We start from the raw sequence: 15859 nt of genomic DNA, 5'->3' as shown, positions 1-15859 counted from the left end.
CCGGCCGGCGGGCGCACTCAGCTGCGGCAGCTCGCCGTGCGGGCGTTCGCCGGGTCGAGGGCGTTGAGTACGAGGCGGTACATGACCGTGCTGTAGGCGATGCCCAGATGCGCGCTCATGTCGATCGGGCACGCGTCCTGGAGGGTGAGATTGTCCACCGGGGCGTCGGGGCCCGCCGCGAGGTACTGCTGACGGTAGGGGGTGACGACCTCGTCGGTGCGCGTGACGACGGTCGTGTAGCGGACTCCGGGCATGGTGTCACCGCCGGCGTCCAGCCGGGCGTTGACGTCGGAACCGACGGTCTGGTCCTTCGCCGCCTGCCCGGCCATCTGTGCCGTGGTGTCCAGCACGCGCAACGACTTGGCGAGGGACGCCAGGCCCGACGCCGTCGTCCCGTGGTTGCTCGGCGCGACGCCCACCAGCCGGTGGGTCTTCGCAGCGCCGCCGTCGAACTTCAGATACCAGCGCGGCAGCAGCCCGCCGCCCTGGGAGTGCCCGACCAGGTCCGCCTTCTCCGCGCCCGTGGCGTCCAGCACCTTGTCGACGAAGGCGGCCACCTCCTTGGCGGACTCGGGGATGTGACCCCTGGCCTTGAAGACATCGCCGTCGGGTGCGCCGTAGTTGAGGGCGTAGACGCAGTAGCCGGCCTGCTTCAGTACGGGTGACAGCCCCGACCAGTTGGCGTAGGCGTTCGCCCAGGTGCCGTGGATCAGCACGACGGGACGCGGGTGCGCGGCGCTGGGCTCGCAGGCCCAGTCGTTGGCACCACGCGGCGCCCTCTCGGGTGCGGTCTGGGACCGGGTGAACGCCGCGGAGAACTGCGCCAGGCCGGTGTTGGGGGCGGCCGCCACGCGGACCGTGCCGTCCGGCACGGAGGGCGAGGACGACGAGGGCGCCGCCGCCGCGACGGCGATCACCGCGGATCCGGCCAGCGCGGCGGCGACATGTCTGAGCTTCAACGGGACTCCTACGGGTGAGGCCCCCGGTCGGCCCGCATTTCATCCCGGCTTCGGAGTCAGGGACGCGACACCGGAGGAGGGGGCGTCTTTCGATGACGCTCGCCATCCGATCCCATCCGGCCTCCCACCGGCCGGATTGCCCCATCGGTGGGCGCGGGCGCGGCAGTCGGGAGCGTGCGCGACGCGCTCACACGCTGAGCGCGTCCCGTACGTCCCGCTGCGCGGCCTCGCCGCCCGCGCCGGTGGAGGTGACCCGGCCGGACTCCAGTACGTAGTACCGCTCGGCGGCGCGCAGGGCGAAGCCGACGTGCTGTTCGACGAGGAGCACCGAGAGACCGCCCGCCGCGCTCAGCCGCAGCACCGTCTCCTCGATCTCGGCGACGACCGACGGCTGGATTCCCTCGGTGGGTTCGTCCAGCAGGAGCAGGCGTGGTTCGGTGATCAGGGCGCGGGCGATGGCCAGTTGCTGCCGCTGGCCGCCCGAGAGCAGTCCGGCCCGGCGCCCGAGGAGTCCTCGGAGCGCGGGGAAGAGATCGAGAGCCGCGGCCATGGAGGCTCTGCCGCCGCGTCGGCCGTCGGCGACGAGCTGGAGGTTCTCCCCGGTGGTCAGTTGCTGGAAGCACTGCTGGCCCTGCGGTACGTACGCCATGCCCCGGGCGACCCGTTCGTGGGGCGCGAGGCGGGTGATGTCCTCGCCGTCGAGGCGCACGGTGCCCCGCTGGGGTCTGACGAGGCCGATCGCGGTGCGCAGGAGGGTGGTCTTGCCGGCGCCGTTGTGTCCCATCACGGCGACCACGCCGTCGGTGGGGACGGTGAGGGACACGCCGTGCAGGACGGAGCTGCGGTCGTAGCCGGCCCGGACGTTCTCGATCTCCAGCATCATGCCTCCTGCGGGGCGGGCGCCTGTGCGGGTACGGGGGCGGGCACCGCTCCGGTGTCGGCCTCGGTCTCGCCGTCGGCCGCGTGCCCGAGGTAGACCTCCTGGACCTTGGGATCGGCCTGGACCTCGGCGACGGTGCCCTCGCTCAGCACACGTCCGGCGTGCAGGACGCTGACGGTGCGGGCGAAGGAGCGCATGAAGTCCATGTCGTGTTCGATGACGACCACGGTCCGGTCGCGGCTCACCTTCCGCAGCAGTTGTCCGGTGGCCTCCCGTTCCTCGTGGCTCATGCCCGCCACGGGCTCGTCCAGCAGCAGCAGTCGGGCGTCCTGCACGAGCAGCATGCCGATCTCCAGCCACTGCTTCTGGCCGTGCGCGAGTACTCCGGCGAGCTTGTCGCGCTGCGCGGTGAGCCCGATCTCCTCCAGGGCACGCAGCACGCTCTCCGGTGTGCTCCGGCGCCTGCGCAGCAGTGTCAGCGCGGAGCGGCCGGCGCCGGCGGCGATGTCCAGGTTCTGTTCCACGGTGAGCTGCTCGAAGACGGTGGCGGTCTGGAAGGTCCGGCCGATGCCGGTGCGGGCGATGCGGTGGACGCTGCGGCCGAGGAGTTGCCTGCCGTCGAACTCGACCGAGCCGGTGGCTCTGGAGAGGCCGGTGACGGCGTCCACGAGGGTGGTCTTGCCGGCGCCGTTCGGGCCGATGAGGAAGCGGATGTCGCCGCGTGCGACGTCGAGGTCGACCCCGTCGACCGCGGTGAATCCGTCGAAGGAGACCCGCAGGTCGCGGATGCTGAGCAGGACGTCCTGCGACATCGTCCCGGTCATGAGATCACCTCCGGGGTGACGGCGGGTACGGGCTCGGCCGGAGAGGAAGCCAGGGCCGGAGTCGGGTCCGGGGCCGGGGGTGGCGCCGGGTCCTGGGGCGGCGCCGTATCGGCGGACCCGTCGCGCGACGTGCGGCGTTTCAGCACTCCGGCGAGGGACGCGAGGCCGCCCGGCAGGAAGCCGACCACCAGCACGAAGAGCAGGCCCTGGGCGTAGGTCCAGGCGGCCGGGAACTCCTCCGACAGCGCGGTCTTGGCCCAGGCCACGGCGATCGCGCCGAGCACGGCGCCGACCAGTGACGCACGGCCGCCGAGCGCCGCGCCGATGACGAACTCGATCGAGGGGACGATGCCGATGAGGGCCGGCGAGATGATGCCGACGGCCGGGACGAAGAGCGCGCCGGCGAGTCCGGCGGCTCCCGCGGCGACGACGTACGCGAAGAGTTTGACGTTGGCGGGGTCGTAGCCGAGGAACCGTACGCGCTCCTCCGAGTCCCGCACGGCGACGAGGAGTTCGCCGTAGCGGCTGTGGATGAGCTGGCGGACCAGGATCATCAGGATCAGCAGCACGGCGGCGATGACGAAGTACACCATCCGCTGGTTGACCGGGTCGTCCAGGTCGTAGCCGAAGAACCCCTGGATGTCGGTGAGTCCGTTGGTGCCGCCCGTGGTGCCCTGCTGGCCGACCAGCAGGATGACCATGGCGACGGCGAGCGCCTGGCTGAGGATGGCGAAGTACGCGCCGCCCACCCGGCGCCGGAAGATGAGCAGGCCGAGCAGGGCGGCGACGGCCATCGGCAGCAGTACGGTCGCCGCCAGCGCGAAGACCGGGTTCTCGAACGGCCGCCACCACCAGGGCAGTTGGTCGGCCTGGCCGTACAGCTGCATGAAGTCGGGGAGTTCGCCGGGTCCGGCGTCGGCGAGTTTGAGGTGCATGGCCATCGCGTAGCCGCCGAGGCCGAAGAAGACGCCCTGGCCGAGGGTGAGGAGTCCGCCGCGGCCCCAGGCCAGGCAGATGCCGACGGCGACGATCGCGAAGCACAGGTACTTCGCCAGGAGGGAGAGCCGGAAGTCGCTGAGGAGCGCGGGCGCGAGGCCGAACAGCGCGAGCGCGCCGAGGGCCAGGACCGCGGCGGCGCGCAGCCGCTTCGGATCCCTCCGGCCCGGCGGCCGGTCCGTCTTCGCCGCGGTCCGGTCCGTCGTACTGGTCCGTGTCGTCATGCCAGGCTCCGGGTACGCAGGGTGAACAGACCTTGGGGACGCCACTGGAGGAACGCGACGATGGCGACGAGGACCACGACCTTGGCGATGCTGACGGTCGTGGAGTACTCCATGACGGCCTGGAGCATGCCGAGCGCGAAGGCGACGATGACGCTGCCCTTGAGCTGGCCGATGCCGCCGACGACCACGACGAGGAAGGCGTCGATGATGATGTTGGTGCCCATGGTCGGGCCGATGGGGCCGACCAGTGTCAGCGCGACGCCGGCGATGCCGGCGAGACCGGACCCGATGAAGAACGTCGTACGGTCCACCCGTGCGGTCGCGAGTCCGGACACCTTCGCCAGGTCGCGGTTCTGCACGACCGCGCGGATCCGGCGGCCGAGCGGCGTCAGCCGCAGCAGCAGTGTCATGCCGGCCACGGCGGCGATCGCGAGGGCGAGGATGAACAGCCGGCTGTTGGCGAGGGTGAGGCTGTCGCCGCCGGATTCGTAGAGCGTGGTGTGGCCGGTGAGCCAATCGGGCGCGCGGGTCTGCACGTTGGGGGCGCCGAAGATGTCGCGGGCGAGCTGCTGGAGGATCAGGGAGACGCCCCAGGTGACGAGGAGTGTGTCCATGGGGCGCTCGTAGAGGCGTCTGATGAGCAGCATCTCCAGCAGGACACCGAGCGCGCCCGCGACGAGGAAGGCTGCCGGGAGTGCGACGAGCAGGGACGCTCCGGCGCTGCTGACGGTCTGTTGGATGACGTAGGCGGTGTAGGCGCCGGCCATGATGAACTCGCCGTGGGCCATGTTGATGACGTTCATCTGGCCGAAGGTGAGGGAGAGTCCGAGCGCGATGAGCAGGAGTACGGCGCCGATGCTGACGCCGATGAACAGCTGACCGAGTATCACTGTCATGAGAGGTCCGCGGCCCAGTCGTAGCCCTTGAGGAACGGGTCGGGCTCCACCGGTCCTTCGGACTTCCAGACCTCGGTGATCAGCCCGTCGGCGCCGATCTTGCCGATGCGCGCGGTCTTGGAGATGTGCTGGGTCGCGCCGTCCACGGTGACCTTGCCCTCGGGGGCGTCGAAGGTGATGCCGTCGGACGCCTCACGCACCATGTCGACGTCGAAGGAGCCGGCCTTCTCGACCATGGCCTTCCACAGGTGCACCGAGGTGTACGCGGCCTCCATCGGGTCCGAAGTCGGCTTGTCCTGGCCGTACTTGGCCTTGTACGCCTTCACGAAGGCGGTGTTCGCCGGGGATTCGGTGGTCTGGTAGTAGTTCCAGGAGGTGAGCTGGTCCTTGAGGTACGGGGCGCCGATCGACTTGACCTCCTCCTCGGCGATCGAGACGGAGACGACGGGCATGGTGGCCGCGGTGAGGCCGGAGGACTTGTACTCCTTGAAGAAGGCCACGTTGCTGTCACCGTTGAGGGTGTTGAAGACGGCGTCGGCCTTGGCGGACTTGACCTTGCCCGCGATGCTGCTGAACTCCGTGGAGCCGAGCGGCGCGTAGTCCTCGCCGGCCACGGTCATCCCGTTGGCCTTCGCGTACGCCTTGATGATCTTGTTGGCGGTGCGCGGGAAGACATAGTCGCTGCCGACCAGGTAGATCGACTTCGTGCCCTGCTTCTTCAGATAGTCGAGCGCGGGCACGATCTGCTGGTTGGTGGTGGCGCCGGTGTAGAAGATGTTGGGCGACTGTTCCAGGCCCTCGTACTGGACCGGGTAGAACAGCAGCGCGTCGTTCTTCTCGAAGACCGGCTTGACGGCCTTGCGGCTCGCGGATGTCCAGCAGCCGAAGACCGCGGCGACGCGGTCCTCCCGGATGAGCTTCTCGGACTTCTCGGCGAAGGTGGGCCAGTCGGACGCCCCGTCCTCGCTGATCGCCTCGACCCGCTTGCCCAGTACGCCGCCGTCCGCGTTGACCTCCCCGATGGCGAGGTTGAGCGCGTTGCGTACGGTGACCTCGCTGATGGCCATGGTGCCGGAGAGCGAGTTGAGCAGACCGACCTTCACGGTCTTGCCCGAGACGTCGGCCTTGACGCCCTTGCCCTCGGCCGACGCGTCACCCGTCTTGGCGCCGCAGCCGGTCAGGACCAGTGCGGTGGTGGTGACAAGTGCCGTACAGCTCAGGGCTGTTCGGATGGCGCGGGAAGCGGGCATCGAAGCCTCCTCGCCCCCGGAAGGGGGCCGTGAAGTGCGGGTTGCGGTAACGGCAACGAGCCTCAGGGCGCCCGGTTTCCCCGTTGTTTCACGGCAATTAATACTTCCCACAGGAAGTAACTCGACGGCAGGCGGGCGACAGGCGGGGTCAGTTGCTCCTGTCCGGCCCCTCTTGCCGCAGTTCGGTCAGCACGTCGAAGTCGAGCCCGTCGGCGCGCGCGAGATAGATGCGCTGGCTGACATGGCGGCGGCGCAGCCGCAGGAAGCCGCGCGGTCCTTCGTACGAGACGTCGTCGGCGCCCGCGTCGATCGCCGTCACGTCGAGGGTGCGGGCGCGTTCGACCAGCGCGGCGAGCAGCAGCACTCCCTCGTAGCAGGACTCGCCGAGGCTGCCGGGCAGTGGCGCCTCGACGCCGAACCGCCGGGCGTACAGGCCGTGGAAGTCGAGGGTGTCCTGATTGGCGAGGGAGGCGAAGAAGCCGGCGGTGCTGTACAGGTCGGTGGTGGCGTCGGCGCCGCTGGCCAGCAGCATGTTCTCGTCCATGAGGGTGCTCAGCCGCGGTGCGCGCACCGGCAGTCCGGCCGAGGCGAAGGCGCGGTTGAACCGGACGGCGTCGCTGCCGACAAGCAGCATCAGGACGCCGTCGGCGTCCGACCGCTCGATCGCCCGCAGCACGGGGCCGAACTCCTCGGTGCCCAGCGGGAGATACGTCTCGCCGCACACCGCTCCCCCGCTCTCGCGGGCGTAGCGGCGCGCGGCGCGCGCGGTACGGCGCGGCCACACGTAGTCGTTCCCGACCACGTACCAGCGCCTTATCCGCCGTTCGTCGGCCAACAGCCGCATGGCGGGGCGCAGTTGGGCGGCCGGCGTCTCGCTGGTCAGATAGACGCCGTCGGTGCGCTCGCCGCCCTCGTACAGCGCCGTGTACACGTACGGCACCCGATGGGCGATACGGGGTGCGAGGACCTGCCGTACGGAGGAGATGTGCCAGCCGGTCACCCCGTGCACGGCGCCGCTCGCGACCAGCGTCTCCACCTCGGCCGCCACCTGGTGCGGCGGGGCGCCGCCGTCCACGGGGATCAGTCGCAGCTCCCGGCCGAGAATGCCACCGGCCCGGTTGACCTCGTCGGCGGCGAGCTGCGCGCAGAGTCCGCAGGCGGGCCCGAAGATCCCGGCGGGCCCCCGCATGGGGTGGACGAGCGCGACGCCGATCGAGGTGTCGGCGGCGTGCCAGATGGACCGGCGCATCGCCCCATGATTGCCCGGTACGGCGCGTGGTCTCCGTGCTGTCCGCCCAGTGGAACGGCGCATCGTCGCGCCGCGTCCACACTTTGTACGATGTACGGGCCACCGGACCGAGGAGCGACCGGCCCATGCCCCCCTCTGCTCGTCAACCCCACGACCTGGTACGCCTGTTGACCGGTGCCGAGCGCCTGGTACTGCGCCGGCTGCGCGCCGTGCTGGACGCCGCCGACTGTTCGGTCGACGCCTGGCGGGTGCTGTCACTGCTCTCGGACGGGCAGGGGCACCGGATGAGCGCGGTCGCGGACTGCGTGTTCCTGCCGCCGCCGACGCTCACGAAACTCGTCGACCAACTGGTCGACCAGAATCTCGTCCACCGCCGTGTCGACCCGCTCGACCGCCGTCGGATCCTGGCGTATCTGACCGAGGGCGGGCGGGCGTTGTGGTCGCGGCTGGACCAGGAGATCCGCGACGACTGGGCGCGGCTGCCGCTGACGGTCGAGGAGGACGAACTCACGCGCTCGCTGGGCCGGTTGGTGGCGACGCTGGAGGCTTCCCCGACCGACCGGACGTCCTCTGCCGGTCCGGCGACGCCACCGTCCGGACCGACGGCGTCCCCGACCGGTCAGCGGCCGGAGCCGGTCAGGAGCGGGCGGTGAACGGCGGGTGCGTGCCGTTGAGGTAGTGGTCGCCGATGTCGCGGAGCCGGTGGGTGGGTGAACTCTGCGCGGTCAGCGCGCGGGCGTTGCGCCAGAATCTGTCGAGCGCCGCGCCGCCGTCGGACGACGTCGCCGCCTCGGTGAGTTCGAGGATGCGCGTGGTGATGTCGACGGCGGACCTGCTGGTGACGGCCTCGGCCGCGGCGACCAGGACGGCGATCTCCGCGCGTTCGTCCATGCCGAGGTCTCGCCCGGTGAGGAGCCCCTGCTCCAGGGCGTCCGTCGCGCGTTCCACGACGGCGGCCGCGGTGTGGGCGGCGGTGGCCAACTCCCCGTACGCGAGCAGGAGATACGGGTCCCCGCTCGGCCGCACCGCGTAGGTGGTGGCGTCCGGCGCCTCGGAGCGCGGCGCGGGCTGCACCGCTCGGCTGACGTCGCGGGCCTCGGCGAGCGCCCCTTCGGCGATGCCCAGGGCGACATGGCTGAGGACGAGCCGCAGGGCGAGCGGCGCGAGCGCGGTGAACGCGGAGACGGCGTGCTCGTCGCGCGGCAGCGCGCCGAGGATGTGGTCGGCGTCCACGGGCACGTTGTCGAAGTCGACGCTGCCGGCGCCCGTGAGCCGCTGGCCGAGGCGGTCGTTGTCGGTACCGGCGAGGACACCGGGGTGGGCCGGATTCACGAGTGCGATCAGCAGCTCACCGGTGTGCGTGGCGGTCGCGCCGACGACGAGCCGGTCGGCGACGGTGACACCGGCGGCGAAGGTGCGCCGGCCGTTGAGCAGATAGCCCGACGCGGCCGGCGAGAGGGTGAGGCCGGGGCCGGTCTCCGGGTCCGGGAGGTCGGTGCTGCCGCCGAGGAGCCAGCTGTGGGCGACGGCGGGCGGTTCGTGACCGGCGGCCGGGCCGTCCGTCGCGGCGAAGAAGCGGCCGCTCCACGACAGCACGTAGTGCCGGGCGATGAGTTCGCCGATGGAGCCGTCGGCCGCCGCGATCTCGCGGATCACGGCGGCGGCGGTGCGCCAGTCGGCGCCCCCGTGACCCCCGTGACCGCCGTGGCCACCATGGCCGTCGTGACCGTCGTGACCGTCGTGACCGCCGTGACCGCCGTGACCGCCGTGACCGCCGTGGCCACCATGGCCGTCGTGACCGTCCGGATCGAGGGGGAGACCGAGGCCCGTACGGCCGCGGCCGAGGAGCGCGGGTGGTGTCAGCAGCGCGGGCAGACCGGCTTCGCGCAGGCGCGCCACCTCGTCGTACGGCGGCTTGCCGGCCCTGTCGCGGGCGATCGCGTCGGCGGCGAGATCGTCGGCCACCTCCCGAGTGACGCGCGGCCACATCGCGTCGTCGGGCACGGGGGGCTTGCGCAGGGCGGCGGTTCGGACCACGGGTTTCGTCGGCACGGTGCCGGCCACCTCCAACATCCCTAGTTTTCCCACTGGATTAGTAGGAATACTGGCACGTAGTCTTCGCCTCCCCAAGTGCGTGTTCATATGGTGGACTCGCGTTCCGGTCAGCGATACGGAACAGCGTCCGCCGGTCGAGTCAGGGGTTCGTCCATGCCTCGGGGTCGGCCGCCAGCGCGGACACGTCGTCCGGCAGCCCCGCCGACGCCACGTCGGCCAGGGTCACCACATCCAGAATCTGGCGGACATTGGCCCTCAGCGCGATCCACAGCGGCAGCAGCGACTCGGCGGGGCCGGAGTAGGACAGCTCGGGCGGACGGACCCCGCGCACCGAGACGAGAGGTCCGTCCACCGCGCGGATGACATCGGCGACGGTGATGGAGTCCGCGGACCTGGCCAGCCGGTATCCGCCGTTGCCACCGCGCCGGCTCACCACGAGCCCGCCCCGGCGCATGTCGTTGAGGATGCCTTCGAGGAACTTGTGCGGGATGTCCTGGGCGGCGGCGATCGCCTCCGCCTTCAGCGGGGCCTCGTCGCGGGACGTCGTGAGCTCCAGCGCGGCACGTACCGCATAGTCCGCTCTGGCTGAAATGCGCATGCGCGCAGTATCGCGTACGACTCCGCTCCGGGCCCCGCCCGTCCTCCTTCACCCTCGCTTCCGCACGGACCGCCGTCAGCCCGTGCCGACGGCGCTCTCCACCGTGTCGAACAGCCGGTTGGCGGGGCGCGGCAGTCCGTAGTGCTCGCGCAGCGTGGTGCCGGTGTACTCGGTACGGAACAGGCCACGCTCGTGGAGGATCGGCACGACCTGGTCGACGAAGACCTCCAGCCCCGAGGGGAGCAGCGCCGGCATGATGTTGAAGCCGTCGGCCGCGCCGCTGTCGTACCAGTGCTCGATGGTGTCGGCGACCTGCTCGGCGGTGCCGGCGAAGGTCCGGTGCCCGCGGCCTCCGCCGAGCCTGCCAATGAGTTGACGTACCGTCAGATGCTCGCGCCTGCCCAGCTCCACGACCAGTGTGAAGCGGCTCTTGGCACCTTCGATCTCGTCCTCGGTGGGGATGTCGTCGGGCAACTCCTGGTCCAGCAGCAGTCGTTCCTCGGGAACGCCGATGAGCCGGGCCAGCTGGCGCCGGCCGTACTCGGGGACGATGTGCCGGTCCAGTTCCTCGTCCAGCGCCAGCGCCTCGGCCTCCGTGGCGCCGATGACCGGCACGATGCCCGGCAGGATCTTGATGCCGTCCGGGTCGCGTCCGAAGGTCACCGCGCGCTGCTTCACGTCCTTGTAGAAGGCGACGCCCTCCTCCAGGGTCTGCTGCGCGGTGAACACCGCCTCCGCGTAGCGCGCCGCGAAGTCCTTGCCGTCCTCGCTGGATCCGGCCTGGACGAGGAGGGGGTGGCCCTGCGGGGAGCGCCGTACGTTCAGGGGGCCGTCGACCCGGAAGTGGGGTCCGCGGTGGTCGATACGGCGGACGCGTTCGGCGAGGGCGTAGACGCCGCTCTCCTTGTCGTTCACCACGGCGTCGTCGGCCCAGCTGTCCCACAGCTTGGTGGCCACTTCGAGGAATTCGGCCGCCCGCAGATAGCGCTCATGGTGCAACGGGGTGTCGTCCAGACCGAAGTTGCGGGCGGCGTCGGCGCCCGCCGTGGTGACGATGTTCCAGCCGGCCCGACCGCCCGAGACATGGTCGACGGAGGCGAACCGGCGGGCGAGGTTGTACGGCTCGTTGTAGCTGGTGGACGCGGTGGCGATGAGGCCGATCCTGCTGGTGACGCCGGCCAGGGCGGTCAGCAGCACGGTGGGTTCCAGGATGCTGGAGGGCCGCCGCCCCGGGTCGCCGTGCAGGACGGGGCCGTCGGCGAGGAAGAGGGAGTCGAGCTTGCCGCGCTCGGCGATGCGGGCCAGGTTCTTGTAGTGCTCGACGTCCGTGCCGTCGGTGGGACTCTGCGGGAGCCGCCAGGCGGCCTCGTGGTGGCCGACGGTCATCAGGAAGGCGTTGAGGTGCAGGGGCTTGCGGTCCGGGTCGCGTGACATGGGTCTTCTTCTCCTGGGGCGCGGGTCGGTCGGTCTGCGGCTGCGCGGACATGGCTACGCGCTTGTGGCCATGGACGGCGGCCACGAGCTACGGGATGCGGGCTACGGGCTACGGGCTACGGGCTACGAGTTACGGGCTGCGGGCTGCGGCTCAGAGCGTGAGGTAGCGGCCGTCGTGGAAGAGCAGCGGGCGCCGGCTGTCGTCGTGCTCGGTGTCCTCCACGCGACCCACGACGATCCGGTGGTCACCGGCGGGCACGATCTGCTGGATGCTCAGCCGAAGCCAGCCCGCCACGCCGTCGAGCACGGGCTCCCCCTCCGGCAGGCGGTGCCAGGCCGTCGGCGCGGCGAACCTGTCGATGCCGCTGGTCGCGAACGTCCTTGCCAGCGGCTCCTGTTCGGCGCCGATGAAGTTGACGACGGCCGAGGACGCGCGCTCGATCGTCGGCCAGGACGACGCGGTGAGGGCGATGCCGAACGACACGAGCGGCGGGGAGAGGGAAAGGGACGTGAGGGAGGTGGCGGTGAATCCGACCGGACCGTGGCCGGCGTCGGCGGTGACCACGACCACTCCCGCCGGATATCGGCGGAACACTTTCTTGAAGCGCTCAGGGGCAATGCCCGCAGCGAGATGCGACGACACGGTGACAGTCAACGTCTCCCCCAGGAAGAGAGGTGGAAGCAGCGGAAATGGGCAGGCAGCGGCGACACACGGGGCTGCGGGACCAGGCGGTTCGGGGCGCGATGAGCGGGCCGGACGCGATCGCCGGTGAATTCAGCGGTGGACCGTGGCGCGAGGAGAATTCAGGCGCGACAACAGAGGCAGGGCACGTACTGCGGAATCCGCTGCCGAATGGTCATGAATTCATTGTCCTGTGCATCTACGACCCCGGTCAACAATGCAACTCTCTGAATTAACTCGGGTCCATTCAGGTTCACCACACGCGGCACGCGGCGTACGGCACAAGGCACTCGGCTCACCGCTCATGGCTCGCGCTCACGACACGGCCGTCAGCGCGGGCCAGGGCCCGAGCGGGTCCGCGTACAGGGCGCCCAGCGCCACCGCGGCGCCTGCCGTGGACAGCACGCTTCCCGTGAAACTGCTTGCCACGACGGCCTGTTCGGGGTCGTCGCAGACGAGTGAGCGCTCCGCCACCTCCGTCCGCAGATCGGCCAGGCAGTGCGGCAGCAGCCCCGTACCCGGCTCGACCACCACCAGCACCTCGGGATCGAACATGTCCAGCAGCAGCGCCACGGCCCTGCCCACGAGCCTGGCCCTGCGGCGGAACAGCTCCCGCGCGCGGGCCTCCCCCGCCAGCGCGCGGGCCAGCAGCGCGGGGAACGACGTGACGGGCAGGCCCTGTTCGGCCGCGAGCCGCACCATGGCCTGCTCGGAGACCTCCGATTCGAGGCTGCCGTCACCGCCGACCGGCAGATGCGCGATGCTGCCCGCGCCGTGCCGGGGTCCGAGATGTACCTCTCCGGCGGTCGCGAACGCGGCGTCCACCACGGCGCCGACGAAGAGCAGTACGGCGCTCCCGCGCGTCGACGCCTCGCCGAACAGCTGCTCGGCCCGCGCCAACGCCCGTGCGTGGCTGTCCACATGGACCGGCAGCCCGGTCGCGTCGGCGAGACGGTCGCGTACGGCCACGTTCCGCCAGCCCAGTTGGGGATGGCGCACGATCACTCCGGCGCCGGGGTCCACCCGGTGGCCGGTGGCCACGCCGAGCGCCAGCACCGAACGGCCGTCGGCGTGGGCGGAGACGAGCCGGGGCAGCCGCCCGGCGAGTCCGTCCAGAACCTGCCGCGGGTCCGGGCGGGTGCCCCGGTGCGGCTCCCGGTCCTCGGCGACGATCCGGCCGCGCAGATCCATCAGCGACAGCGTCGAGTTGGTGACGGCGATGTGCGCGCCCGCCACCAGATAGCGGCTGGTGTCGATGTCCACGGGCACGTGCGGCCGGCCGAGCCCGCGCGGCCCGGCGGTCTCCGGGCTCTCCCGGATCAGCCCCCGGGCCAGCAACTGCGCGCTGTGCCCCGTGACGGACGCCGGGGACAGTCCGGTCAGCCGCGCGACGGTGCTGCGGGCGACCGGGCCGTGGTCGAGGACGGCGTTGAGCACGGTCCTCGTCCCCGGCGCGCGGCGCGGCGGTACGGCGGGGGGCGGGATGTCGGCGCGGCGTACATGGGTGGGTCGGCGACGGACGGGCACCGGCGGTTTCTTCACGGGTGTCTTCCAGATCCTGGACGGCAGCGGTGGTCCCGGCCTCCGGGACACTTCCCGTCGGGGGCCGGCCGACCGCGTGGGCGCTGTGACGTCAGCCCTGGTGACACGCCGCGGAGCACACACGCTTGAGATCGATATGACCCCGAGTCGTCAGGTGCGCGGATCGCTGCATGCCTGGCAACGTAACCGCAGCGGCCGAACGGGGTCAATCACCGGCCGCATCCTGGACGTTCCGTCCCACGGGCGCCCCCGCGTCCCTGCTCGCCGCTTTCGCGATGTTGCGCGCCATCCCGCCGAAGACGACGGCGTGGAACGGCGCGACGCTCCACCAGTACGCGTGCCCCAGCAGCCCGCGCGGATGGAACACGGCGCGCTGCCGGTAGCGCGTACGGCCCTGCTCGTCCGACTCGACGCGCATCTCCAGCCAGGCCAGACCCGGCAGCCGCATCTCGGCGCGCAGCCGCAGCAGCCGGCCCGGTTCGATCTCCTCGACGCGCCAGAAGTCCAGCGAGTCGCCGACCCGCAGCCGGGCCGCGTCGCGGCGCCCCCGGCGCAGCCCGACACCGCCGACGAGCCGGTCCAGCCAGCCCCGTACGGCCCAGGCCAGCGGGAAGGAGTACCAGCCGTTGTCGCCGCCGATCCCTTCGACGACCCGCCACAGCGCCTCGGGTCCGACGTCGACGGTCAGTTCGCGGTGGTCGGTGTAGAGGCTGCCGCCGGCCCAGTCGGGGTCCGTCGGCAGCGGGTCGCTCGGCGCGCCGGGGACGGCGGCGGAGGACCAGCGGGTGGTCACCTGGGCGTCCTGGATGCGCCGGAGGGCAAGGGTCAGCGCGTCCTCGAAGCCGATGGGCCGGCCGGGCCCGTCGGGGACGTACCGCGCGATGTCGTGCTCGTGGCACACGACCTCGTGCCGCAGGGACTCGGCGAGCGGCCGGGCGATCGAGCGGGGTACAGGGGTGACCAGGCCGATCCAGTGGCTGGAGAGGGTCGGGGTGAGGACGGGCACGGGCACGATCAGCCGGCGCCGCAGCCCGGCGACGGAGGCGTACGTGTGCATCATGTCCAGGTAGGTCAGGACGTCGGGGCCGCCGATGTCGAAGGCGCGGCTGACGTCGGCGGGCATCCGCGCGCTGCCGACGAGACAGCGCAGGACGTCGCGTACGGCGATCGGCTGGATCCGGCTCCGTACCCAGCTGGGTGTGACCATCACCGGGAGGCGTTCGGTGAGATAGCGCAGCATCTCGAAGGACGCCGAGCCGGACCCGATGATGACGGCGGCGCGCAGCACGGTGGTGGGGACGCGCGAGTCGAGCAGGATGTGTCCGACCTCGGCGCGGGAGCGCAGATGAGGTGAGAGATTCCGCTCGGGTACGCCTGCCGGGGTGAGGCCGCCGAGGTAGACGATGCGCCGGACGCCCGCCGCGTGGGCCTGTTCGGCGAAGACGCGGGCCGCGTCGGCGTCGGTCCGCTCGAAGCCGGAGCCGGTGCCGAGCGAGTGGACCAGGTAGTAGGCGACGTCGATGCCGCGCATGGCGTCGCCGACCGACTCGGCGTCGGTGACGTCGCCGCGTACGACTTCGGCCCGGCCCGCCCACACGTGGTCGCGCAGCTTCTCGGGCGTCCGCGCGAGACAGCGCACCCGGTACCCGGCGTCCAGCAGCTCCGGTACGAGCCGACCACCGATGTAGCCGGTGGCGCCGGTCACCAGGCAGTGCGGGGCGGGCGTTCCGTCGCCGCCGGCCGCCGCGTCACCGTTCGTCATGAAGCCCTCCGTCACCCGTGTGCGGTGCCTCCACCCTCCCCCGCCACGAGGACTTCCGCCCGCCCGACCGCGGCGCCGCGCCGCGACGAACCGCCCACCGGACGGACCCGGTGGGCTTTCCCGGTCACCGCCCTAGGGCCTACGGGGGAGAGGTGCCGTGCCAGGCGTCGCAGGCCAGGCGGGACTTTGAAGACAGGCCCTAGATGTATTGATCACGAGCGTTGTTGACACTGGCGGGTCTTGAACATGGCGAAGACCTCCGGTGTGGTGGGAGCTGTCTGGGAACTCACCGCACGGAGGTCTTCGTGTCCCACCGTAATGCCCGGCTGACGGTCTTCGGTAGGCGGCTGCTGGTCGAGCGTGTGCTTTCCGGTCGCCCGGTTGCTCATGTGGCGGCCGAGATGGGTGTCTCGCGGGCCACCGCGTACAAGTGGATGAGCCGGTGGCGGGCCGAAGGTCCGGCAGGGCTGCACGACCGCTCCAGCCGGCCGCACACGACGCCGCACCG

The 15859-nt window shown here is 71.4% G+C and carries 15 protein-coding genes; 2 read left to right on the top strand and 13 right to left on the bottom strand.

The genetic code is table 11. The annotated features are described in order from the left end of the window. Positions 1–17 precede the first annotated feature (17 nt). The 7 genes from ACFUN8_RS25640 to ACFUN8_RS25610 all read right to left on the bottom strand — a co-directional run bounded on the left by ACFUN8_RS25640 (position 18) and on the right by ACFUN8_RS25610 (position 7278). Entirely contained in the window at positions 18–959 is a 942-nt protein-coding gene (locus ACFUN8_RS25640; RefSeq protein WP_383641977.1) for an esterase/lipase family protein, read from the bottom strand. 187 nt (positions 960–1146) lie between these two features. Next, positions 1147–1839 carry an urea ABC transporter ATP-binding subunit UrtE gene (gene urtE / locus ACFUN8_RS25635; RefSeq protein ID WP_383642010.1) on the bottom strand — a complete coding sequence of 231 codons (693 nt, stop codon included), beginning with the start codon at positions 1837–1839 and terminating at the stop codon, positions 1147–1149. Then, positions 1839–2663, bottom strand: coding sequence for an urea ABC transporter ATP-binding protein UrtD (gene urtD / locus ACFUN8_RS25630; protein WP_383641974.1), 825 nt, complete (start codon positions 2661–2663; stop codon positions 1839–1841). The genes urtE and urtD overlap by 1 nt, the downstream gene beginning before the upstream one ends. After that, on the bottom strand, positions 2660–3883 hold the full coding sequence (gene urtC / locus ACFUN8_RS25625; RefSeq protein WP_383641971.1) for an urea ABC transporter permease subunit UrtC: 1224 nt from the start codon (positions 3881–3883) through the stop codon (positions 2660–2662). Before urtC ends, urtD begins: the two co-directional genes overlap by 4 nt. Next, positions 3880–4779, bottom strand: a complete 900-nt coding sequence (urtB, locus tag ACFUN8_RS25620; RefSeq protein WP_383641968.1) for an urea ABC transporter permease subunit UrtB — start codon at positions 4777–4779, stop codon at positions 3880–3882. The genes urtC and urtB overlap by 4 nt, the downstream gene beginning before the upstream one ends. Next, positions 4776–6029 (bottom strand): urea ABC transporter substrate-binding protein, encoded by a 1254-nt coding sequence (gene urtA / locus ACFUN8_RS25615; RefSeq protein WP_383641965.1) that lies wholly within the window; start codon positions 6027–6029, stop codon positions 4776–4778. The genes urtB and urtA overlap by 4 nt, the downstream gene beginning before the upstream one ends. A gap of 148 nt (positions 6030–6177) precedes the next feature. Continuing rightward, positions 6178–7278, bottom strand: coding sequence for a substrate-binding domain-containing protein (locus ACFUN8_RS25610; RefSeq protein ID WP_383641962.1), 1101 nt, complete (start codon positions 7276–7278; stop codon positions 6178–6180). A 125-nt stretch (positions 7279–7403) separates the two neighbouring features. On the opposite strand from ACFUN8_RS25610, the gene ACFUN8_RS25605 reads away from it, so the two are divergent. Continuing rightward, positions 7404–7931, top strand: a complete 528-nt coding sequence (locus ACFUN8_RS25605) for a MarR family winged helix-turn-helix transcriptional regulator (RefSeq protein WP_383641959.1) — start codon at positions 7404–7406, stop codon at positions 7929–7931. Here ACFUN8_RS25605 and ACFUN8_RS25600 read toward each other — a convergent pair. The 6 genes from ACFUN8_RS25600 to ACFUN8_RS25575 all read right to left on the bottom strand — a co-directional run bounded on the left by ACFUN8_RS25600 (position 7915) and on the right by ACFUN8_RS25575 (position 15351). Further along, positions 7915–9267 (bottom strand): acyl-CoA dehydrogenase, encoded by a 1353-nt coding sequence (locus ACFUN8_RS25600; RefSeq protein WP_383642007.1) that lies wholly within the window; start codon positions 9265–9267, stop codon positions 7915–7917. The genes ACFUN8_RS25605 and ACFUN8_RS25600 overlap by 17 nt on opposite strands. Before the next feature lie 205 nt (positions 9268–9472). Then, complete coding sequence (locus tag ACFUN8_RS25595) at positions 9473–9931, bottom strand: RrF2 family transcriptional regulator (RefSeq protein WP_382571446.1); 459 nt, start codon at positions 9929–9931, stop codon at positions 9473–9475. A 75-nt stretch (positions 9932–10006) separates the two neighbouring features. Next, positions 10007–11365, bottom strand: a complete 1359-nt coding sequence (locus ACFUN8_RS25590) for an LLM class flavin-dependent oxidoreductase (RefSeq protein ID WP_383641956.1) — start codon at positions 11363–11365, stop codon at positions 10007–10009. 151 nt (positions 11366–11516) lie between these two features. Further along, positions 11517–12020 carry a flavin reductase family protein gene (locus tag ACFUN8_RS25585; RefSeq protein ID WP_382571449.1) on the bottom strand — a complete coding sequence of 168 codons (504 nt, stop codon included), beginning with the start codon at positions 12018–12020 and terminating at the stop codon, positions 11517–11519. Between the two features lie 342 nt (positions 12021–12362). Then, on the bottom strand, positions 12363–13589 hold the full coding sequence (locus ACFUN8_RS25580; RefSeq protein ID WP_383641952.1) for an ROK family protein: 1227 nt from the start codon (positions 13587–13589) through the stop codon (positions 12363–12365). A gap of 205 nt (positions 13590–13794) precedes the next feature. Continuing rightward, positions 13795–15351, bottom strand: a complete 1557-nt coding sequence (locus ACFUN8_RS25575; RefSeq protein WP_383641950.1) for an SDR family oxidoreductase — start codon at positions 15349–15351, stop codon at positions 13795–13797. A gap of 305 nt (positions 15352–15656) precedes the next feature. Between ACFUN8_RS25575 and ACFUN8_RS25570 the strand changes: the two genes are divergently transcribed. After that, the coding region (locus tag ACFUN8_RS25570) for a leucine zipper domain-containing protein (RefSeq protein ID WP_383641947.1) at positions 15657–15859 on the top strand (203 nt) is incomplete at its 3' end.

This window comes from Streptomyces sp. NPDC057307 (assembly GCF_042667665.1).
GTDB lineage: Bacteria > Actinomycetota > Actinomycetes > Streptomycetales > Streptomycetaceae > Streptomyces.
This window is presented reverse-complemented; position numbering and strand designations above follow the sequence as displayed.

Coding starts and splice junctions, on each gene's coding strand:
- urtE (WP_383642010.1), bottom strand. CDS start 1,839: ATGCTGGAGATCGAGAACGTCCGGGCCGGCTACGACCGCAGCTCCGTC.
- urtD (WP_383641974.1), bottom strand. CDS start 2,663: ATGACCGGGACGATGTCGCAGGACGTCCTGCTCAGCATCCGCGACCTG.
- urtC (WP_383641971.1), bottom strand. CDS start 3,883: ATGACGACACGGACCAGTACGACGGACCGGACCGCGGCGAAGACGGAC.
- urtB (WP_383641968.1), bottom strand. CDS start 4,779: ATGACAGTGATACTCGGTCAGCTGTTCATCGGCGTCAGCATCGGCGCC.
- urtA (WP_383641965.1), bottom strand. CDS start 6,029: ATGCCCGCTTCCCGCGCCATCCGAACAGCCCTGAGCTGTACGGCACTT.
- ACFUN8_RS25610 (WP_383641962.1), bottom strand. CDS start 7,278: ATGCGCCGGTCCATCTGGCACGCCGCCGACACCTCGATCGGCGTCGCG.
- ACFUN8_RS25605 (WP_383641959.1), top strand. CDS start 7,404: ATGCCCCCCTCTGCTCGTCAACCCCACGACCTGGTACGCCTGTTGACC.
- ACFUN8_RS25600 (WP_383642007.1), bottom strand. CDS start 9,267: ATGTGGCCGCGCGTCACTCGGGAGGTGGCCGACGATCTCGCCGCCGAC.
- ACFUN8_RS25595 (WP_382571446.1), bottom strand. CDS start 9,931: ATGCGCATTTCAGCCAGAGCGGACTATGCGGTACGTGCCGCGCTGGAG.
- ACFUN8_RS25590 (WP_383641956.1), bottom strand. CDS start 11,365: ATGTCACGCGACCCGGACCGCAAGCCCCTGCACCTCAACGCCTTCCTG.
- ACFUN8_RS25575 (WP_383641950.1), bottom strand. CDS start 15,351: ATGACGAACGGTGACGCGGCGGCCGGCGGCGACGGAACGCCCGCCCCG.